Origin of the sequence: Xenorhabdus budapestensis, assembly GCF_002632465.1 — a bacterium.
Classification (GTDB): domain Bacteria; phylum Pseudomonadota; class Gammaproteobacteria; order Enterobacterales; family Enterobacteriaceae; genus Xenorhabdus; species Xenorhabdus budapestensis.
Map to the genome: position 1 here is coordinate 1 of NZ_NIBS01000008.1, position 19,763 is coordinate 19,763.

General features: G+C 42.6%; 19 protein-coding genes and 1 pseudogene. 12 read left to right on the forward strand and 8 right to left on the reverse strand.

Annotated features, from left to right (window positions below; translation table 11 throughout):
* The first annotated feature begins 55 nt into the window (after positions 1-55).
* Both Xbud_RS09120 and Xbud_RS20930 read left to right on the forward strand, forming a co-directional pair.
* A complete protein-coding gene (locus tag Xbud_RS09120) occupies positions 56-1,150 on the forward strand; it encodes a tail fiber protein (protein ID WP_244589898.1) in 1,095 nt (364 codons plus the stop codon).
* The gene (locus Xbud_RS20930) at positions 1,150-1,791 is read left to right on the forward strand and encodes a tail fiber assembly protein (RefSeq protein WP_280176105.1); all 642 of its coding nucleotides are present in this window, start codon (positions 1,150-1,152) and stop codon (positions 1,789-1,791) included. The genes Xbud_RS09120 and Xbud_RS20930 overlap by 1 nt, the downstream gene beginning before the upstream one ends.
* 56 nt (positions 1,792-1,847) lie before the next feature.
* Here Xbud_RS20930 and Xbud_RS20935 read toward each other — a convergent pair whose 3' ends face one another.
* Positions 1,848-1,976 (reverse strand): hypothetical protein, encoded by a 129-nt coding sequence (locus Xbud_RS20935; RefSeq protein ID WP_280176106.1) that lies wholly within the window; start codon positions 1,974-1,976, stop codon positions 1,848-1,850.
* A gap of 592 nt (positions 1,977-2,568) precedes the next feature.
* Here Xbud_RS20935 and Xbud_RS09135 point away from each other — a divergent pair.
* Positions 2,569-2,874, forward strand: a pseudogene (locus Xbud_RS09135) (SprT-like domain-containing protein); the annotation flags it as partial.
* A 111-nt stretch (positions 2,875-2,985) separates the two neighbouring features.
* Here Xbud_RS09135 and Xbud_RS09140 read toward each other — a convergent pair.
* Positions 2,986-3,342, reverse strand: a complete 357-nt coding sequence (locus Xbud_RS09140) for a DUF6694 family lipoprotein (RefSeq protein WP_099135774.1) — start codon at positions 3,340-3,342, stop codon at positions 2,986-2,988.
* Between the two features lie 396 nt (positions 3,343-3,738).
* On the opposite strand from Xbud_RS09140, the gene Xbud_RS09145 reads away from it, so the two are divergent.
* Positions 3,739-5,220, forward strand: a complete 1,482-nt coding sequence (locus Xbud_RS09145) for an aldehyde dehydrogenase family protein (RefSeq protein ID WP_099135775.1) — start codon at positions 3,739-3,741, stop codon at positions 5,218-5,220.
* 60 nt (positions 5,221-5,280) lie between these two features.
* Here the strand turns inward: Xbud_RS09145 and Xbud_RS09150 are convergent, their stop codons facing one another.
* Positions 5,281-6,573 carry a dicarboxylate/amino acid:cation symporter gene (locus tag Xbud_RS09150; RefSeq protein WP_099135776.1) on the reverse strand — a complete coding sequence of 431 codons (1,293 nt, stop codon included), beginning with the start codon at positions 6,571-6,573 and terminating at the stop codon, positions 5,281-5,283.
* 450 nt (positions 6,574-7,023) lie between these two features.
* A complete protein-coding gene (cysS, locus tag Xbud_RS09155) occupies positions 7,024-8,406 on the reverse strand; it encodes a cysteine--tRNA ligase (RefSeq protein ID WP_099135777.1) in 1,383 nt (460 codons plus the stop codon).
* 282 nt (positions 8,407-8,688) lie between these two features.
* On the opposite strand from cysS, the gene ppiB reads away from it, so the two are divergent.
* The 4 genes from ppiB (at position 8,689) to purK (ending at position 11,721) form a co-directional block, all read left to right on the forward strand.
* The gene (gene ppiB / locus Xbud_RS09160) at positions 8,689-9,183 is read left to right on the forward strand and encodes a peptidylprolyl isomerase B (protein ID WP_099135778.1); all 495 of its coding nucleotides are present in this window, start codon (positions 8,689-8,691) and stop codon (positions 9,181-9,183) included.
* Positions 9,184-9,226: 43 nt separating this feature from the next.
* Positions 9,227-9,949 (forward strand): UDP-2,3-diacylglucosamine diphosphatase, encoded by a 723-nt coding sequence (gene lpxH, locus Xbud_RS09165; RefSeq protein ID WP_099135779.1) that lies wholly within the window; start codon positions 9,227-9,229, stop codon positions 9,947-9,949.
* Positions 9,950-10,093: 144 nt separating this feature from the next.
* On the forward strand, positions 10,094-10,657 hold the full coding sequence (gene purE, locus Xbud_RS09170) for a 5-(carboxyamino)imidazole ribonucleotide mutase (protein WP_099135780.1): 564 nt from the start codon (positions 10,094-10,096) through the stop codon (positions 10,655-10,657).
* Positions 10,654-11,721 carry a 5-(carboxyamino)imidazole ribonucleotide synthase gene (purK, locus tag Xbud_RS09175; protein ID WP_099135781.1) on the forward strand — a complete coding sequence of 356 codons (1,068 nt, stop codon included), beginning with the start codon at positions 10,654-10,656 and terminating at the stop codon, positions 11,719-11,721. The genes purE and purK overlap by 4 nt, the downstream gene beginning before the upstream one ends.
* Positions 11,722-11,786: 65 nt before the next feature.
* Here the strand turns inward: purK and Xbud_RS20465 are convergent, their stop codons facing one another.
* Entirely contained in the window at positions 11,787-11,996 is a 210-nt protein-coding gene (locus Xbud_RS20465) for a riboflavin synthase (protein WP_244589899.1), read from the reverse strand.
* On the reverse strand, positions 11,993-12,322 hold the full coding sequence (locus Xbud_RS20470) for a riboflavin synthase (protein WP_244589900.1): 330 nt from the start codon (positions 12,320-12,322) through the stop codon (positions 11,993-11,995). Before Xbud_RS20470 ends, Xbud_RS20465 begins: the two co-directional genes overlap by 4 nt.
* 312 nt (positions 12,323-12,634) lie before the next feature.
* Between Xbud_RS20470 and Xbud_RS09190 the strand changes: the two genes are divergently transcribed.
* Entirely contained in the window at positions 12,635-13,921 is a 1,287-nt protein-coding gene (locus tag Xbud_RS09190) for an MFS transporter (protein ID WP_099135782.1), read from the forward strand.
* A 47-nt stretch (positions 13,922-13,968) separates the two neighbouring features.
* Entirely contained in the window at positions 13,969-15,024 is a 1,056-nt protein-coding gene (locus tag Xbud_RS09195) for an LLM class flavin-dependent oxidoreductase (RefSeq protein WP_099135783.1), read from the forward strand.
* An 86-nt stretch (positions 15,025-15,110) separates the two neighbouring features.
* Here the strand turns inward: Xbud_RS09195 and ybbP are convergent, their stop codons facing one another.
* Both ybbP and ybbA read right to left on the reverse strand, forming a co-directional pair.
* Positions 15,111-17,543 (reverse strand): putative ABC transporter permease subunit YbbP, encoded by a 2,433-nt coding sequence (gene ybbP / locus Xbud_RS09200; RefSeq protein WP_099135784.1) that lies wholly within the window; start codon positions 17,541-17,543, stop codon positions 15,111-15,113.
* On the reverse strand, positions 17,540-18,226 hold the full coding sequence (ybbA, locus tag Xbud_RS09205; RefSeq protein ID WP_099135785.1) for a putative ABC transporter ATP-binding protein YbbA: 687 nt from the start codon (positions 18,224-18,226) through the stop codon (positions 17,540-17,542). The genes ybbP and ybbA overlap by 4 nt, the downstream gene beginning before the upstream one ends.
* Between ybbA and tesA the strand changes: the two genes are divergently transcribed.
* Together tesA and Xbud_RS09215 are read left to right on the forward strand one after the other, a co-directional pair.
* On the forward strand, positions 18,197-18,829 hold the full coding sequence (tesA, locus tag Xbud_RS09210) for a multifunctional acyl-CoA thioesterase I/protease I/lysophospholipase L1 (protein ID WP_211283511.1): 633 nt from the start codon (positions 18,197-18,199) through the stop codon (positions 18,827-18,829). The two genes, ybbA and tesA, sit on opposite strands and share 30 nt — an antisense overlap.
* A gap of 65 nt (positions 18,830-18,894) precedes the next feature.
* Complete coding sequence (locus Xbud_RS09215) at positions 18,895-19,671, forward strand: SDR family oxidoreductase (protein WP_099135786.1); 777 nt, start codon at positions 18,895-18,897, stop codon at positions 19,669-19,671.
* Positions 19,672-19,763: the final 92 nt, after the last annotated feature.

Consider the following 19,763-nt stretch of genomic DNA (forward strand, 5'->3'; position numbering starts at 1 on the left):
TCATAAATTTCAATTTCATTTCATTTTTATCACTTTTAGTGAGTGAGGATTAGCGATGCAAAAAATCGGTGATATTACGAACACCGCGGACAGTAACGGTGAATACACTAACGGGAATGTTGCAGCGGGTATACCGCCGACTATTTTAGAGTCAGGGTGGTTTAATACCGTGCAACGGGAAATGATTAACGTGTTGCTGAAAGCCGGAATGAAGCCGGATAAGACCAATGACGCCCAGTTGTCTGAGGCAATAAGAAAATTGGTATCTGATTCTCAGGTGGCATTGACTGACAGTTTCGGCCAATCTAGTTCACTGGCCGCCAGTCAGAAATTAGTGACCCATGCCAACGACAACGCCAACCGCCGCCTCGACAAAGCACAGAACGGGGCAGATATCGAGGATAAGGCGGCGTTTGTCAACAACCTGGGTCTATCGGGAACCGCAACAAATGAAAGTGTCGATAACAAATTAAGACACAAAGTCAACATTGAACCGGGTGTACTGAATGGCTCAGATTTGATATCTGAACAATTGATGGGGGGCTTTGGTGTTGCGATACGAGGAAGTGCGCCAATCCCTGCTGACGCACCAACGGTTGATGGCGCGATAAAAGTCGTGCAAATAGGTAATAACGCCTGGCCTACGCTGCTGGCTTTCAGTGCCTACGAAAACAAAATGTTTATCAGAACACGTAAGGAAAGCAACGGTTCATGGAATGACTGGCTTGAAATCACAGACTGCGTCACCAGCGCCTCATTATCATCCGGTCTCAGTGTGAAACTGGATAAGTCATCCGTTGTTTATGCCACGGGGTCATCTGCAACACAGGTCATGAGTCAGCAAGCGGTTACCGACAGGCTTTTTGGGATAAATCAATCGTGGCGTGATGTGACGAAAGGGCGTTCTTTAGGCGCAACGTACGAAAACTCGTCAAAAAAAGCGATAGCTTTTGTTGTAACGGCATACTCGGAAAGACACGGTTGCTCAGTGGGGGCGAGTGTGGATGGCATTGACAGCCCGGGCACCTTCAATTACAAGGTTAATGCCTTTTCTTCCTCTTCTCTCATGATAGTGCCGCCCGGGTCATCCTATTCAGCACGTATTTCAGCCGGTGAAGGATATCTGATTAAATGGTTGGAGTTAAGCTAATGAATTATTACAGAAATAAAAATAATGAAGTTTGGGGATACGATGACGGCCAGCTTTCCAGCGTCGGCAGGATCACGGAATTAGAGTCACTTATTTCTGCGAAAGAACCGGCTTTTATTAATGCTGAAGTACAATTACAGCAAGCTGCATCGACACTGAACGAATTAACCGTTCAATTAAAGAAAGCCGCCAGGGATACGTTATCAGAGAGTGAGCTTAATGTGTTGCGTCAGCAAATTGATGCAGCCACAGCCAGACACCATGACGCATTGGCGGCTTTCCATCATGCCCGGTCAGAATACCAGCCACTGAAAGAGGAATATGCGGCGATCCCCCTTGTCTTTTTCAATATTCGTGAAAAATTAAAAGATATGAGGAAAATGACGGAAAAAGAGGTCGAGGCCCACATCAACCCGCCGGTTAGCAAAGAGCAATATGTTGAACGGGCGGAAGCAAAGAAACGCACGTTGTTAGCCGAAGCCAGAGAGAAAATCGATATCTGGCAGGACGCCGTTGAACTTGACATGGCCACCGCCGAAGAAAAAACCGCACTCCTTGCCTGGAAAAAATACCGTGTGTTGCTCTATCGGGTCGACTGTTCCACTGCCCCCGATATCGCATGGCCGGAACCGCCGAAGTGAGGAGGGGGTGACAGGTACAAAAAAGCCCTCGCGAGGAGGGCTTCATTATATTTAAATCAAGCTGCTTTTGAAGTTACATCAAGACCTTTATCCAACTGACGGTTTAGATATTTAATTTTATTTACACATGACTCCATTTTATCAAGCAGTTCGAAAATTCTCTTAAAATCGTATTGTTGCGTCATATTGGCTCCTTTAATGGGCGATTAATTTACTCGATTTAATTTAAATAAATTAGACTATCAACTAAAACATCACCTTAATAAAATACTTCACAAGTCAAGCGACTTTTTTAGCGGCCTCCATACGCATGATTTCCGCCCTTTGATGAATTTCCTTCATAATAGCTTCAAGCTTTAAAGCACTTTCATAAAGATTATTTAGACTTTTCATGTGGATATCCCTTATTGATGATTTATCATATTACCATTGTGGACTAACTAAGGTATTGCTTCTAATGTCATTGTGAGCGCGTTCGCAATATTCTGCATCAAACTTTTCAATCCCAATTAGCAGGGAATCAGCAAACAATAAACCTTGTTTAACGTTTTGAAGATACATCAAAGCTGTAACAGAGTTCATGCTATCAGCCTTAGTACAGAAAATAAACAATGGAATTATATTTACCCAAAAAACCAGCATTCCGTTAAACCATTCGTCTTCTTACCTTGCAGGTTATGTATATTGTTTTCGTTTGTACATATATTAGTACATTTTTAATTAATACAGGAAAATAACAAACATAATTATTTGTTTTTTATTATTATTTTAAATTTAATTGTATTTATTGATGAAGTGATCCCCCACGAACTGGCTCATTTATTAGTTTACCATCAGTTTGGCAAAGTAGCGCCTCATGGCAAGGAGTGGCGTTATATCATGGAAACTGTGTTTAAAGTTCCAGCTAATCGAACACACCAATTTTCAGTCCAATCCGTTTGTAGTAAGACATTCATTTATTCTTGCCACTGCCAACAGCATGAACTGAGCATCAGGCAACACAATAAAGTGATCAGGGGAAAAAATTGTTATGTTTGCCGCCAATGCGGAGAGCGATTAACTCTATTAGAAGATCATAAGTAACGGTAACAAAATGCCCTATAATCAGGGCACTTCACTTAAGAAATCAGTAGTTATAATTGAACACACCCAATAGAACTTACAACTTGAAAAATGACGGGCATATGATTGTGTTCATTTGTTAATAGCACTTTTATTCGTATTCGACTTAATTCTTCCTGCTTCGCTAATAACCTGATCTGCTGTTTTTCCATTCAGTGATTGATAAAACTTCTTTTCCAGCTTTTCCATATCTTCATATTTGATACTTCCATGCTTGTTATTTTTAAATAATTCATCAAAATCGATACTATTAAGCATGACAGTATTCAATGAATCATCAAATTTTAATTTTTTATCTTCAGATAAAGTATCCCTTATCTTTTCGATGGATATTTTTACTGCCATTTCATTTGTACCATCAATCTTAAGTTGATTATCGCACCCGACCAATGTAAAACTTAACAAACAAATTAATAACAAATTTTTCATAATCATCCCCGCCAATGACTTGTCGTATAATAATAGCAGAGTGCTGAGAAAATAAATCACCTTAACTAAAAAAATTGTCATTAAATATAAACGCATTGATAAATTGTTTATTTATTATGTTGTATCATTAAACTGTATATCGTCATTTAAACTACTCTTCCGATAACATCTTGAAAAAGACAGCAAAAATAGACCACACAAACTGTAATCACATATCAATAATAATTCTCAAAATTTATTTCACATGTTTATTATTTTATTATAAAAATCAATTACCCCCCCTTATTTATTGATACAAGATTTTTATATTTAAATCCGAATTTAAGAATTAATCCAATAATACTCTTTGAACAGATGGTTTAGCATACCCAAAAATCAAAGTACCTGGAGAAGATAATGAAGAAATTGCATGATATCGCAAAAGAACTATTACCTGCTAAGTCTTATAAAATGCTGATTGACGGTGAATGGGTAGACAGTGTTTCAAAAGAAACAATGAAAAGCTATAATCCGGCAACTGGCGAATTACTGACTGAATATGCGGCGGGAAATGCTCAGGATATTGAACTTGCCGTCCAGGCAGCAACCAAAGCCTTACCCACCTGGAGCAAAACTTCAGCGGCAGAAAGGCAATCTATTTTGTTGAAAATTGCTGACTTATTGGAAGCAGAAGCAGAGCGTTTTATCACCCTTGAAACATTAGATGGTGGTAAGACACAAGCTTTATGCCGCAATTTTGACATTCCTTTTGCTATCGATCATTTCCGTTATTTTGCAGGTGTGATCCGCTCTCACTCTGATGCAATGGATATCATTGATGATGATAACCTGAGTCTGGTGATCAGAGAGCCAATCGGTGTAATCGGGCAAATCATTCCCTGGAACTTCCCACTGCTAATGGCAGCCTGGAAACTTGCTCCTGCCCTGGCTGCGGGTAATACGGTGGTTATCAACCCTGCCAGCCTGACTCCTATTAGTTTGCTGGAATTGGGACGTATCATAAATCAAGTTCTTCCTGCAGGCGTTGTCAATATTGTCACAGGTCGTGGTTCTGTTGTCGGTCAGGCAATCCTTGATCATGAAAGTATTGACAAAGTGGCCTTTACAGGCTCAACAGAAGTCGGTTACAACGTTGCCGCCGCCGCCGCTAAGAGACTTATTCCGGCCACGCTGGAGCTGGGAGGAAAATCAGCCAATATCATTTTCCCTGATGCCAATATGAAAAAAGCTGTCAAATATGCAGCTAACGCTATTTTGCTGAATCAGGGACAGGCTTGTGAATCTGGTGCACGTCTATTCCTGCATAAAGATATCTATGATTCATTCCTGCAATCGTTGAAAACTGTTTTCGAATCCGTTCGAGTCGGCGATCCAATGGATCCTGCAACTGAAATGGGCTGTCAAGTCAGCGAAGAACAAATGAATACGATCCTAGGCTATATTGATCTTGCCAAACAGGAAGGAGCAACCATCCTTACTGGCGGCAAACGCATAACAGGAACAGGATATGACGATGGGTTCTTTGTTCAGCCGACAATTCTCACTAATGTGACCAATGATATGCGTGTAGCACAGGAAGAAATCTTCGGGCCGGTTCTCTGTGTTATTCCATTCAGTGATGAAGACGAAGTCGTGGAGATGGCTAACGATTCAGAATATGGTCTGGCTGGTGCGGTCTGGACACAGGATATTAATCGTGCTCTGCGTGTCGCTAAAGCTGTTAAGACTGGTCGTATGTGGATCAATACCTACCATGAACTTCCTGCCCACACACCATTCGGTGGTTATAAAAAATCAGGACTTGGGCGAGAAACACATAAAATGATTTTGGATGCTTATACCCAGGTCAAAAATATCTATATCAGCACCAAAGAATAATCATAAGATAAAATCATCCTGAAAAATAATCGCCACCTCAAAGGTGGCGATTCAAAACACTTATAACTCTTTTACAGAGCCTGGCACTTCACCATTTAATGCTCGATTCATTTTTTCTTTATCCAAAGCACCTTCCCAACGAGCTACAACAATACAAGCACAGGCATTACCGACGAAATTGGTCAATGCACGACATTCAGACATAAATCTATCAATGCCTAAAATAAGTGCCATGCCAGCTATTGGGATACTTGGTACAACAGATAGAGTCGCAGCCAAAGTAATAAAACCAGCGCCTGTAATACCTGCTGCACCTTTTGAACTGATCATTGCAATTAATAATAAAGAAATTTGCTCTGTGATACTTAAATCAATACCAGTGGCTTGAGCAATAAATAATGCAGCCATTGTCATATAAATATTAGTACCATCAAGATTGAATGAGTAACCTGTTGGGACAACTAACCCTACAACAGATTTCTCACAACCAGCATTTTCCATTTTCCTCATTAAGCTAGGTAAAGCAGCTTCAGAAGAAGATGTACCTAATATTAAAAACAGCTCATCTTTAATATATTTCATTAATTGGATAATAGAAAATCCATTATATTTTGCAACTCCCCCCAGAACAACCAAAACAAAAATTAATGATGTAATGTAGAAAGTGGCGATTAGTATTATCAGATTACCAATAGATGAAATACCATATTTACCAATGGTAAATGCCATTGCTCCAAATGCACCAATTGGAGCCAGTTTCATTAACATACTTACCATCTTAAAAACAGGTTCAGAGAGACTTTGTAAAAATACTAATACAGGCTCCGCTTTTTTCCCTGTTAATGCTAACGAGAGGCCAAAGATAACAGAAATAAAGAGAACCTGGAGAATATTGCCATTTACAAGCGGGCTGACAACGGTTTCAGGTATCACATCCATAAGAAAACCAACAACAGATGATTCGTGAGCTTTTTCCACATAATCCGCGACCTTACTCCCATCCAACGATTCAGGCGAGATATTCAGCCCATCACCGGGGCGAATAATATTAGCGACAATTAAACCAATAATTAAAGCAAGCGTTGAAAATGTCAGAAAATATAACATTGATTTTCCGACGACACTCCCCACTGCTTTCATATTACTCATACTCGCTATTCCTGTTACAACGGTCAGAAAAATAACAGGAGCAATAATCATTTTCACGATCTTGATGAAAGCATCACCTAACGGTTTAAGTGATTCACCTATATCCGGATAAAAATGACCAAGAGAAATACCCAGTACAATTGCAAAAATGACTTGTACGTAAAGGATCTTATACAACGGTTTTTTCTTTAAACTGTGATGCATAGTGTGCCCTATTGTTAATGTTATTACGGCTCAATCCCACTCTTCTTACTTTATGATATTGAATTTTATGGTGGTGTAGATGAAATAAACTGATTTCCATCGCAAGGATACCAAAATATCAGCATACATATAAAACACCTACCGTATTTTATTAGTTATACAAACAACTTAATGCTATAACTGTCACTATTATCAAATGTTACTGTATCTAGTATTTACAATAAAATATCTTTTATTTTGTTTCATTTAATTTGTTCTGGAAAATGTATTCAATGTCACAAAATTCGCAGATTTTTATTAAAACACCTGATTAATATTAAGAACCTTCCTAATCACTAATACGCACTTTTTTATCAAAAATTTTGGGGCGTTTTTCAATACTCATAAATGAAATCGCCACCTCAAAGGTGGCGATTTCATTTCAGATTATTTACAACTCAGAAAAATTAATTACTTACGGCGCCATGTTGTTCCCTGTGGGCCATCTTCCAGTTCGATACCCATTGCATTAAGCTGGTCACGCGCGGCATCAGCCAAAGCCCAATCTTTGTTTTTACGAGCATCGTTACGCTGTTTAATCAACGCTTCAATTTGGGCAACGTCACCATCCGCATAAGCACTACTTTGCAGGAACTGGTCAGGATCTTGCTCCAGCAGACCCAGAATACCCGAGAGTTTACGCAGCTCAGCCGCCAGACCATTTGCCACAGCCATATCATCTACTTTCAGGCGATTGATCTCGCGAGCCATATCAAACAGCACGGAATAGGCTTCCGGCGTGTTGAAGTCATCATTCATTGCTTCCACAAAACGGACTTCAAAGGCTTCACCACCAGCAGGCTGAGCAGATTTATCTGTACCACGCAAAGAAGTATACAGACGCTCAAGGGCAGTACGAGCCTGTTTCAGATTCTCTTCTGTATAGTTCAACTGGCTGCGATAGTGACCAGACATCAGGAAATAACGCACAGTCTCAGCATCGTAATAATCCAGCACATCACGAATAGTAAAGAAGTTGTTCAGAGATTTGGACATCTTCTCTTTATCCACCATCACCATGCCGGAATGCATCCAATAGTTCACATAAGGGCCATCATGAGCACAGGTAGATTGTGCAATCTCATTTTCATGATGCGGAAACATTAAATCTGAACCACCGCCATGAATATCAAAATGATGTCCTAACTGTTTGGCATTCATAGCAGAACATTCGATGTGCCAACCCGGACGGCCTGAGCCCCATGGAGATTCCCAGCTAGGTTCACCCGGTTTGGACATTTTCCACAACACAAAATCCATTGGATTACGTTTTACATCAGCAACTTCAACACGCGCCCCCGCCTGCAATTGCTCAAGATCCTGGCGAGAAAGCAGCCCATAATCAGGATTGGTGTCAATGGAGAACATCACATCACCGTTATCTGCAACGTAAGCGTGCCCACGCTTGATCAACAGTTCAGTGAGCTCAATAATTTCAGGGACATGCTGTGTTGCACGCGGCTCTGAATCCGGACGCAGGATATTCAGTGCATCAAAATCGCTGTGCATCTCATTCAACATACGTGTAGTCAGCGCTTCACAGTTTTCATTATTTTCAATAGCACGCTTGATGATTTTGTCATCTATATCCGTAACATTACGAACATACGTCAAATCATAGCCTAAATAACGCAGGTAACGGGAAATGACGTCAAAAGCAACAAAAGTTCTGCCGTGACCAATATGACACAGATCATAAATGGTGATGCCACACACGTACATGCCCACTTTCCCTTTATGGATCGGCTTAAATTCTTCTTTTTGGCGACTGAGAGTATTGAAAATTTTTAGCATCGGTGGGTTTTCCGTAAAAATTGATGTACGTGTAATAAAAAACAAAAGCGAACAAATCCGCTGATTATAGGCTTCCTTATCAGCTATATAAATAAACTATAATATAAAAAGCCAGGTGGGCTATTTCACCTTGATATGGTGAGCTTTGCAAGCATTGCGATCCGCCTTGTTCACATGAGATTGTAGAGTACTGACTCAAGATCACAGATATGGTATAAAAGCCCTTGTTCCGAATACTCTAGAATATTAGGGTCAATCAAAATTATTATTAGGATTTCTATTATGGTGACTTTTCATACCAATTTCGGCGATATCGTAATTAATACTTTCGCTGAAAAAGCGCCTGTAACTGTTGAAAATTTTTTGAATTACTGCCGTGAAGGCTTCTACGACAACACTATTTTTCACCGCGTCATCAATGGCTTCATGATTCAAGGTGGTGGTTTTGAACCTGGTATGAAGCAAAAAACTACTCAATCCCCTATCCAGAACGAAGCCAATAATGGCCTGAAGAACAGTCATGGTACTATCGCAATGGCACGTACCAATGATCCACATTCTGCAACGGCTCAATTCTTCATCAACGTTGTTGATAATGATTTCCTGAATTTCCGCTCAGAGCGCCCGGACGGCTGGGGTTACTGTGTATTTGCTGAAGTTGTGGAAGGCATGGATGTGGTTGATAAAATCAAAGGTGTTTCCACCGGCCGCAGCGGCATGCACCAAGATGTGCCACACGAAGATGTGATCATTGAACGTGTCACTGTCAGCGAATAATTATTTATACAATATCCACAATTAGAGAATAGTTAATCGTTACATGAGTACACTGTTTATTGCAGATTTGCATCTCAGTGCGCAAGAACCGGCAATTACTGCCGGTTTTCTACGTTTTTTGCGTGAAGATGCAATTCATGCTGAAAGTCTGTATATCCTCGGTGATTTTTTTGATTACTGGATTGGTGATGATGATCCCAATTCCCTGCACACTGAAATAGCCCAGGCACTTAATGCACTGAGACAAAAAGGGGTTTCCTGTTATTTTCTTCATGGTAACCGTGATTTTTTGTTAAGTTCCCGGTTTGCCAAAGAGAGTGGCCTGATTCTGCTGCCGCAAGAAAAGGTATTGGAATTATACGGTAAACGTATTCTGATCTTGCACGGCGATACGCTCTGCACCGATGATGCAGGTTATCAACAATATCGTAAACGAGTACATACCCCGTGGATCCAGCGGCTGTTTTTACTTCTTCCTCTGTTTATTCGGCTAAAAATTGCGGCCAAAATGCGGGCCGGAAGCCAATATGCTAACCGCCAGAAATCCGAATCAATCATGGATGTCAACCAACAGGCTGTTATTGAACACTTTAACAAATATCAGGTCGATTGGATGATCCACGGGCATACTCATCGTCCAGCGATCCATGATATCCAAATCAACGATAAAACCATGCATCGTGGCGTATTAGGGGCCTGGCACAATCAAGGTTCGATGTTTAAAGTGACAGAAGCATCTATTGAACTGATATTTTTCCCTTTTTGAATTCTCTGATCTTTTACTGGAAAAATCGGCGAATCAAGCAACGCAAACGTTTTCCTTGTGCAATTCGCATGATATGATCCACCGTCTTACAATATTATTTTGATCTTGGTTCTGGTGGACATCCAATACAGGAGCATCTGATTTATGACGGCAAGCCCTGAGCCCCAAAAAACTATTTCCACAACAGCGGTTACCTTTACAGCAAAAACACCACATCATGCCAAAATTGCTATTGTCATGGGTTCAAAGAGTGACTGGGCAACAATGCAACATGCAGCCGATGTTTTAACCTCCCTTGATATTCCTTTCCATGTTGAAATTGTTTCGGCGCACCGAACACCCGATAAACTTTTTCATTTTGCCGAACAGGCGAAAGCAAACGGTTTTGATGTAATTATTGCTGGTGCAGGTGGCGCAGCTCATCTGCCAGGAATGCTGTCAGCTAAGACCTTAGTTCCTGTATTTGGTGTCCCTGTACAGAGTGTTGCACTGAGTGGTGTTGATAGTCTCTATTCCATCGTCCAAATGCCAAAAGGCATTCCGGTTGGTACGCTGGCTATCGGCAAAGCGGGAGCAGCAAATGCAGCATTGTTGGCGGCTCAGGTATTAGCATTACATGATGATGCCCTATTCCAACGTCTGTCAGATTGGCGTCAGACACAAACTCAGGATGTTCTGGATAATCCAGATCCTCGGGAGGATGCATGAAACCTGTTTGTGTACTGGGTAATGGTCAATTGGGTAGAATGCTACGTCAGGCAGGTGAGCCATTAGGAATAGCTGTCTATCCGATTGGGCTGGACGCTGAACCAGAATCCGTTCCCTATCAGAGCAGTATCATCACCGCTGAAATTGAGCGTTGGCCTGAGACGGACTTAACCCGTGAACTCGCTCATCACAATGCTTTTATTAACCGTGATATTTTTCCACAACTGGCTGATCGCCTGCCACAAAAGCAACTCCTGGATAGTCTTGGATTGGCGACAGCTCCGTGGAAGTTATTAGCTGATCCCAGCCAATGGCCGCAGTTGTTTAACGAGTTAGGTGATTTCATTATCGTTAAACGTCGTACCGGGGGTTATGATGGCCGTGGTCAATGGCGCATCCGACCGGGTGATGAAGCTACATTGCCGCCCGAAATTTACGGTGAATGTATTGTAGAGCAAGGTATTCCATTTTCAGGGGAAGTTTCACTGGTTGGTGCCCGTAACGCTCAGGGAAAATCGGTATTTTATCCATTGACCCATAATCTACATCAGGAAGGTATCTTACGTACAAGTGTTGCTTTGCCAAATGCACATCATCAATTACAACAACAAGCAGAAAAAATGCTGTCCATTATCATGGAGCATCTGAATTATATGGGTGTCATGGCGATGGAGTGCTTTATTGTTGGTAATGATTTGCTGATTAATGAGCTGGCACCACGGGTACATAATAGCGGTCACTGGACACAAAATGGTGCTTCCATCAGTCAATTTGAACTTCATCTACGGGCAATTCTCGATTTACCTATACCTCAACCGGAAATATTGGCTCCTTCAGTGATGGTCAATCTGATCGGTACAGAAATAAACCCTGAATGGCTCAGCTTACCGCTCGTTCGTTTACATTGGTATGATAAGGAAGTTCGCTCAGTGCGTAAGGTAGGGCATCTGAATCTGGTTCATTCTGACAGAAATATATTAAGAGCTGCACTACAAACATTAAGCTCGTTATTGCCTGAAGAGTACCAAACTGGCCTGAAATGGGCACAAGACAAATTAAACTGAAGAAAACCGTAGGAAGTGGTAATCATTTTAAATAAATTACCACTTCTTATGTCAACTGCAACAAGCTATTTCTTTAATAACGTTCTGGATAGTGTATCTACAATCGTTCTTGTGCTTTGGTCGATTTCATAATTGAGGAAATCTCCTACTTTGATCTTACTAAGACTGGTTAATCTTAAGGTTTCAGGGATCAAATTTAAGGCAATGGTTTTATTCTCTTCATCAATACCATTGATAGTTAAACTACAGCCATGAAGCCCGATGAAACCTTTCAAGAAAAAATATTTATATTGTCTTGGGGGATCCGAATAACCAACCGATAAGTTTCACTTGTTGCAGTAAATTCGACTACTTCAGCAATCCTTTCCACATGTCCATAAAGATTATGCCCCCCATTTTCCTTATACATATGGTGTGAGCGTTCAATATTGACTTGATCCCCAATGGAAAGAAACTTTAACGTTGTGATATCAGCAGTAAAATCGGAAATATCAAAAGTGATTTTATCTTCGCTAAATTGAGTGACAGTCAGACAAGTGCCATCAATAGCAACACTGGCTCCAATAGCAATATCATCAAAAAAATGATTATTATTACTCATTACTAAATAAAGTTGCCCCTGAGAAAACCATCTCCCCTATCGTCGAAGGCTTCGGTGATTACAAAATCGGTGATATGTATGTCTACAGTATTTGGCAAAATTCACTACAAAATGACTATTTCCCCGGTATCAGCCCGGTCATCTGTGGACAGGTATTGCCATCAATCCGGTAAAAAATAAGTACAAAATAAAAGATATGCCTTACTTTCGCACAAACCAATTTAGCTATGGGATGTTTATTCGATACAGCTTTTTTTAATAAGCACTTAGAATAGAGCCGTTTTTAATGATTTATTCCTTGATGGGGTCACAATGTCCATTCAACACGACAAATTCGGGCGTATTTATCAGTGGTTTTTGCTGATACTTTTAGGCATGGTCTATTTTCTGTCCACAGCAACAACCTTTACGTCATTGGGTGTTGTCCTGCCCAGCATGATAAACGAGCTGGACTGGAGTTGGACTGATGCCGGCCTGGGGTTCACTCTGCTTGGCCTGACTTGCGGGCTATCCAGTTTCCTGCCAACGGTTTGCATTCGCAAAATTGGTGTTCGCTTCACGCTATTTATTGGCCTACTGATTTTTCTGGCTGGCTTCTACAGCCTTTATCACACGCATACTATTTCATCGTATTTTATCGGAACGGCTTTAATTGGGGTCGGATTTACCTTTCTGGCAACAGTACCGGGCACCTATGTTATTTCACGATTATATGAAAAACAGTCCCTTGCTTTTGGTTTCTATTTTACGATTGGCGGATTAGGAGGCGTGATTGGCCCGTGGATCTATTTTCTGGCAACCCGTGTCTGGGGAACGTGGCGAATGCACTGGATGATCTCTGCCGTCGTTCTGGCTGTTTTTGTTATCCTGACCATTCTTACTCTTCAGGAAGGAGAGCGGGAAATAGCCCATGCTAAGGCAGTAAATCAAAAGCACAATAGCGAAAATTCCCCCAGTATCTATCGTACCAAGCAGTTATGGACAGCCCGACAAGCACTGCGCACCTGGCAATTTTATGTCATTGCCGCAACCTATACGGCGTTTCTGTGGTGTGGTATTACAGTGAATAGCTTTGCCGTCGCCCACATTATCGAAAATGGTTTCAGTGAAGTGATTGCCGCTGGGTTACTGAGCGCTATGGCTTTCATCAATGCTTTTTCAAGGTTGGCCGGTGGTGCCGTGGGAGAGTGGCTTGATCCGAAAAAACTGCTGGTTGGCAGTCTGGCTATCATTATTTTTGGCTTAATCGCCTTGAGTATCGCCTCTTCATGGCCATTCCTGATTGCCTTCACGCTGTTTGTCGGCATGGGTTATGGTATGACTTTCCTCGCTTCCAGTGTCCTGCTCGCCAATTATTTTGGCCGTAAGCCTTATCTGGAACTATTCTCGATCATGAACCTGATTTCTACTCTGGCGTGTCTGGCCCCTTTTTTTGCCGGTGCCATAAAAGATTATTCCGGTAGTTTTACCTGGGCTTTCCTCATCATTGCTATCCCTGTATTTGTCGTGTTAGTTGTAACACTGATGATGAAACCCCCCAGCCAAAAAATGAGAGACGATTCAGTCGAAAATGAGAAGCTCACTGACGAAATTCACTAAATAATGATTACTATACTCTGAAACAGCACACAAATAAGGAAATAGTGATGTCAAAGAAAGAGTTCGGTGTATTCCTGCCCATCGCCAAAGGTGGGTGGATTATTTCCAAAAACACACCACCACTGGATGCGTCTTATAAACAAAACCGTGAGGCGGCTATTCTTGCCGATCAAATCGGCCTTGATTTCATTATGTCCATGAGCAAATGGCGCGGTTTTGGCGGTGAAACTGATCATTGGGGCAGTTCACTCGAATCTGTCACCATGATGGCCGGTATTGCTGAAGTGACTCATCGCGCCAAGTTGATCGCTACGGTTCATGCTGGCCTGCACAATCCGGCGGTTACTGCCAAAATGATCGCCACTTTGGATCATATCAGTCAAGGGCGTGCCGGGCTGAATATTGTTTCTGGCTCATTCCGCGATGAATTTGAGCAGATGGGGGAATGGGACAGCAAGTTGGATCACGATCAACGTTATGCTATGACAGAGGAATGGACACTGCTGATAAAACGGCTTTGGCGCGAAAAACAAGTTGATTATCAAGGAACGTATTTCAATCTGAAACAGTGTGTCTCTGAACCCAAACCTCTTTCACGCCCTCGCCCTTATTTAGTTTGTGCCGGACAGTCCGAACGCGGCTTGCGTTTCAGTGTACGCCATACTGATGTCTGTTTCATTGGCGGTAAAGATGAAGCAGAGACCCGCAGGATCAGTTTAGCTGCCAAACGCATTTCCTCAGAATACAACACCAAAACCAAGACATTCTGCATGTGTACAATCATTTTGGCTGAAAGTGATGCTTATGCCGAAACCCTTGCTCAATTCTATCGTCAGGGTTTGGATGTAGAAGCGGTCAGAAATATGATGCACAGTTTTGGTGTCGATTTGGACGGAAAAAGTAATGCGATGGTAGAAAGATCTCAAAACGCTTTTATGACTCATACCGCTATCGGAACGGCAGATACTTGCTATAAACAACTGTCAGATTTGCTGCATACCTGTGAATTGGATGGGGTAATGTTGATATTTCCTGATTATATTGAGGGATTGAAAATATTCGGTGATCAAATCCTGCCGAAATTAAGGGCTGAATTTGGCTGATGTTTCTTGAAAAACACGGTTATAAAGCATGGGAAGCCCTGATGAAGCTTCCCATAAAACTAAAGCACTATTTATTCTGACAAACGTTATTCTGGTAAACGTCGATATTGCCCCTGACTGCGCAATAGTCGGATACCCAGCCAACCACCACACAACGAAAGCAACAGGCTGCTGATAATCGGCAACACGAGCCACATCAGCCACTGCGGTTGCCACGGAAAATCAAAAACTTTTGTCTGCAACAACCAAAGTGCAATTTCGGCACCAAATGCCGCAGCCAAACCCGCCATAAAACCGAGCAAGGCGAATTCACTCCACAATGTACGACGCAACAGTTTTTTACTGGCTCCTAACGTTCGATAAACTACCAGTTCAAGTTGTCGTTGGTTCATACCAACCTGAATCTGTGCCAATAAAAGCAATCCACCACAGACCATCACCAGCACAACCATAATTTCCAACGCCCGACTAACTTGCTGCAAGATACCTTGTATCTGCTTAATCATAGAGCCAATATCCAGCATACTGATTGTTGGGAAATGACGATTCAGTTCCGTTAACAGTCTTCCATTCCCCTCATAATGGAAGCTGGTCAACCATGTTTGCGGTTGGTGCTCCAGTGTTTCTTTGGCAAAAATAAAGAAGAAGTTCGGATGCAGGCTTTCCCAATCCACTTTGCGAATGCTGCTGACTGTCACCGCAAAAGTTCGGGTGTCTCCGGTAAAAGTCAATTTATCCCCAACCTTAATCTGTAATCGCTCTGCAACCCCCTGCTCCATGGAAACTTCTTTTGATTTCGGCGGCCAGCTTCCTTCCACAAGGGTGTTAAACGGTGGCAATTCTTTTTTCCATGTTAAATTGAGTTCACGACGTACTGTTGTACTTTTGGGATGCTTTTCATCAGCCCATTCAATTGCCAACTGCCCATTAATTTCCGTTAAACGTGCCAACACTACAGGATAGTATTCCGTTGGCTTCACGTTATAGTTTGCCAATAAATCATTTACCTGAGCAAGTTGCGGCTGGGTCATGTTAATCAGGAAATAATTCGGGCTATCTGGTGGTAACTGCTGCTGCCATCGCCCCAGTAAATCCCCTCTCACCATGACAAGCAGTGCCAATAACATGAAGGAAAGTGAAAATGATGCTAATTGTGTCATCGTCTGGAATGGGCGGCACAACAGTCGGCTGACCGCCAGACGCAGGCTCAACTGGCGAAATGTAATACGGCGCAGCAACCACAAACCACTCCAGCCCAGTATGCCTAATAACAATGCAACAATTGGTACACCTGCCAGCAATGACCACAACAGTGGCTCAGTTCCTGCCAATAATACTAATCCACCAGTAATCAGCAGTGCTACCGCAGGCAGATAATAACGTAATGGCCAGATAGACGCGGTGACTTCACTTCGTAATACTCTTGAGGGCTGAGTTGCCATCAGTTGGCGATAAGGTCGAATGCCCACCAGCAGAGCAATACTGAACAGCGCTCCAATCGCCCATACCCACGGCCACATCCCTGCTTCCGGTAACATCTTAGGTAGCATGGCGGCCAGTACCCGAATCAATAGCGATTCAAAAACCAGCCCCAGAATGGAGCCGAAAATCGTAGCTGCAAGCAATATCACCAACCACTGCCCAACGATCCACTGACGCAACGCCCAACGACCTGCCCCCAGTGTTTTCAGGATCGCAACCAGATTGTGTCGGCTACGGCAATAGTGAGTCATGGAGACGGCAACCGCCGCCACGGCCAGCAATAATGTCAGTAATGCCGACAACAACAAGAATTGTTGGGCACGTTCGATGGATTGTGCCAACGCGCCATTATCCTGTTTTAGTGTCAACCAACGCTGATCCGCTTTTAACTGTGGATCGATCAGTTGCCGGAATGATTGAACCGCCTCTGGCGAACCAGCAAACATATAACGATAAGTCAAACGGCTTCCCGGCTGAATTGCGCCTGTCGCTCTGGCATCATCAATATTGATTAAAATACGGGGAGAAAGCTGGAATGGATTAAAACCACTATCGGGCTCTTGCAACAGTTCGCCACTGATTTTCAATGTGGTATCACCGACATCAAGGTTATCCCCAACTTTAATATTCAATAGTGCCAACAAACGGGGGTCGGCCAGTACAGAACCTTTCTCTGGTTTTAATCCCTTTGGATTAGTTTCCAGTTCACCATACAACGGGTAACGTTCATCGGTTGCTTTAACCTGAGCCAGTTGCGGGGTATCTCCTGCATAAGTCATGGTTGAAAATGAGATTTGACGGCTTAATGTCAGTCCTTTTTCCTGAGCCAGCTTTAGCCAGGATCCATCAACCGGATACGATGCACGTAATACCAGATCGCCTGCCAGAAAATCGCGGCTTTGATAATGGACACTCTGATCAATGCGATCACCAATACGCCCCAATGCCAATACACACGCTACAGCTAGTGTCAGGGACAACCAGACAATCAATAGCGATGGTGTACGCCATTCACGCCAAAACCAGCGCCAGATCATGCTTCCTCCCGTAATTTTCCATCCACCAGACGTAAACGACGCTGGCAACGTGCTGCAAGCTGGTTATCATGTGTCACCAGAATCAGTGTCGTAGCATAATCGTGGTTGAGCGAAAAAAGCAGATCTGCGATACGGTCACCAGTTTGACGGTCGAGATTGCCCGTCGGTTCATCCGCAAACAGAATTTTTGGGCGAGTACTGAATGCTCTGGCCAATGCAACTCGTTGCTGTTCTCCGCCCGAAAGTTGGGCCGGCATATGTTTCAGGCGTTTTCCCAATCCTAACTGTTCAAGTAATTCGCTAGCCTGTTGACGACTATGACTTTCGGATTCTCCCCGCAAAAGTGCCGGAAGCTGAACGTTTTCCAACGCATTCAGAGTAGGGATCAACATAAACGATTGGAAAACAAAACCCACATTTTCTGCCCGCAGTTGTGCCCGCTGTTCTTCGTCCATACGGCTGATATTCTTTCCCAGTAAATGCACTTCCCCTGAGCTACCATCATCCAAACCGGCAATAATGCCTAGCAAAGTGGATTTCCCTGAGCCTGACTCACCAATTAATGCAATTGTCTGTGCCGGCTCGACAAGTAGCTCAACACCTTGCAATATATTAATTACCTGTTCCCCTTGACCAACATGTTTAATGAGATTATGAACTTCAAGAATACTTTCTACAGCCATGTACTTTTCCTTTTCTTGTTGATGCTATGCAGTGCCAGAGTAGTGGCAGCTGATACTCTACTTATATTGGGAGATAGTCTCGGTGCTGGCTATCGCCTGCCCATTGAGCAGTCATGGCCCACCCTAATGGCAAAAAAATGGCAGCAAGCAGGTAATAAAATAACCGTCATTAATGGCAGTATCAGCGGTAATACCGCAGCACAGGGGCTTGAACGTCTACCTGAGTTACTGAAACAACACAATCCTAAATGGGTTCTGATCGAACTCGGAGCGAACGATGGTTTACGTGGTTTTCCAGTCCAGCAAATAGAACAAGATCTGCAAAAGATCATTACTTTGATAAAGCAAGCCAACGCTAACCCATTATTGATGCAAATCTATATTTCGCCGAATTATGGAAAACGCTACACCGAATCTTTCGCCAAAATTTACCCTTCTTTATCAAAACACAATCAAATCCCTTTATTACCCTTTTTTATGGAGCACGTTGCTATCAAGCCAGAATGGATGCAAGATGATGGGCTGCATCCCAATCAAACCGCACAACCTTTTATTGCTGATTGGATGTTCAATAGACTGTCAGCATATATCACCCATAAGTAAAATATTCATTAATTAATAGTAAATCATTTATTTCAGTAAGCTGATGTAATTTAACAGGTAAAGTTATGCAAAAAGCAGTTCTTATTACTGGCTGTTCCAGCGGTATCGGATTAGCCGCCGCCAAAACCCTTCATCAACGCGGTTATCGTGTTTTGGCTGCTTGTCGCAAGTCTGCTGATTTAGCACATATGCGTGAATTAGGTTTAGAACCTATAGAATTGGATTTGGATGATAAAGAAAGCGTCAAAAGAGCTGCTGAACAAGTGATTGAATTAACCAATGGTCGTTTGTTCGGACTATTCAATAACGGAGGGTTCGGGGTTTACGGATCGTTGGAAAGCATTTCCCGTGAACAGATGGAAAAACAATTTTCCACTAATTTCTTTGGCACCCATCAACTAACATGCCTGTTATTGCCAGCCATCCGGGCCAATGGTGAAGGGCGGATAATCCAAACCAGTTCTGTTCTGGGATTAATTTCTACACCCTGCCGTGGTGCATACTCTGCCAGCAAATATGCGCTCGAAGCCTGGTCTGATGCTCTGAGAATGGAATTATTCAGAACAGGGATCAAAGTCAGCCTGATAGAACCGGGGCCAATTAATACACGTTTTACAGAAAACGTTGCTCAGGCCGAAAGCGACCATCCTGTCGAGAATCCTGAGCTTGCACGTCGTTTAACGCTTGCTCCTGAAGATGTTGTCACAAAATTAATTCATGCACTGGAAAGCTCCAACCCTAAGTTACGCTATCCTGTAACATTATTGTCTCACGCTATCACGGTTCTTCGTCGTCTGTTACCCGCGAGGCTAATCGATAAGATTGTGTATTGGCAAAACTGAGATTGAAAAAGACATAGGTCATCCCTATCTATTGTTCATATATACCCATTCATATATTTGCAAAATGAAGGGGACAATCGCCTGATAACGCA

What these genes read in the sequence shown, in the direction of transcription:
- Xbud_RS09120 (WP_244589898.1), top strand. Translation starts at nt 56, where the DNA reads ATGCAAAAAATCGGTGATATTACGAACACCGCGGACAGTAACGGTGAA.
- Xbud_RS20930 (WP_280176105.1), top strand. Translation starts at nt 1,150, where the DNA reads ATGAATTATTACAGAAATAAAAATAATGAAGTTTGGGGATACGATGAC.
- Xbud_RS20935 (WP_280176106.1), bottom strand. Translation starts at nt 1,976, where the DNA reads ATGACGCAACAATACGATTTTAAGAGAATTTTCGAACTGCTTGATAAA.
- Xbud_RS09140 (WP_099135774.1), bottom strand. Translation starts at nt 3,342, where the DNA reads ATGAAAAATTTGTTATTAATTTGTTTGTTAAGTTTTACATTGGTCGGG.
- Xbud_RS09145 (WP_099135775.1), top strand. Translation starts at nt 3,739, where the DNA reads ATGAAGAAATTGCATGATATCGCAAAAGAACTATTACCTGCTAAGTCT.
- Xbud_RS09150 (WP_099135776.1), bottom strand. Translation starts at nt 6,573, where the DNA reads ATGCATCACAGTTTAAAGAAAAAACCGTTGTATAAGATCCTTTACGTA.
- cysS (WP_099135777.1), bottom strand. Translation starts at nt 8,406, where the DNA reads ATGCTAAAAATTTTCAATACTCTCAGTCGCCAAAAAGAAGAATTTAAG.
- ppiB (WP_099135778.1), top strand. Translation starts at nt 8,689, where the DNA reads ATGGTGACTTTTCATACCAATTTCGGCGATATCGTAATTAATACTTTC.
- lpxH (WP_099135779.1), top strand. Translation starts at nt 9,227, where the DNA reads ATGAGTACACTGTTTATTGCAGATTTGCATCTCAGTGCGCAAGAACCG.
- purE (WP_099135780.1), top strand. Translation starts at nt 10,094, where the DNA reads ATGACGGCAAGCCCTGAGCCCCAAAAAACTATTTCCACAACAGCGGTT.
- purK (WP_099135781.1), top strand. Translation starts at nt 10,654, where the DNA reads ATGAAACCTGTTTGTGTACTGGGTAATGGTCAATTGGGTAGAATGCTA.
- Xbud_RS20470 (WP_244589900.1), bottom strand. Translation starts at nt 12,322, where the DNA reads ATGAGTAATAATAATCATTTTTTTGATGATATTGCTATTGGAGCCAGT.
- Xbud_RS09190 (WP_099135782.1), top strand. Translation starts at nt 12,635, where the DNA reads ATGTCCATTCAACACGACAAATTCGGGCGTATTTATCAGTGGTTTTTG.
- Xbud_RS09195 (WP_099135783.1), top strand. Translation starts at nt 13,969, where the DNA reads ATGTCAAAGAAAGAGTTCGGTGTATTCCTGCCCATCGCCAAAGGTGGG.
- ybbP (WP_099135784.1), bottom strand. Translation starts at nt 17,543, where the DNA reads ATGATCTGGCGCTGGTTTTGGCGTGAATGGCGTACACCATCGCTATTG.
- tesA (WP_211283511.1), top strand. Translation starts at nt 18,197, where the DNA reads ATGAACTTCAAGAATACTTTCTACAGCCATGTACTTTTCCTTTTCTTG.
- ybbA (WP_099135785.1), bottom strand. Translation starts at nt 18,226, where the DNA reads ATGGCTGTAGAAAGTATTCTTGAAGTTCATAATCTCATTAAACATGTT.
- Xbud_RS09215 (WP_099135786.1), top strand. Translation starts at nt 18,895, where the DNA reads ATGCAAAAAGCAGTTCTTATTACTGGCTGTTCCAGCGGTATCGGATTA.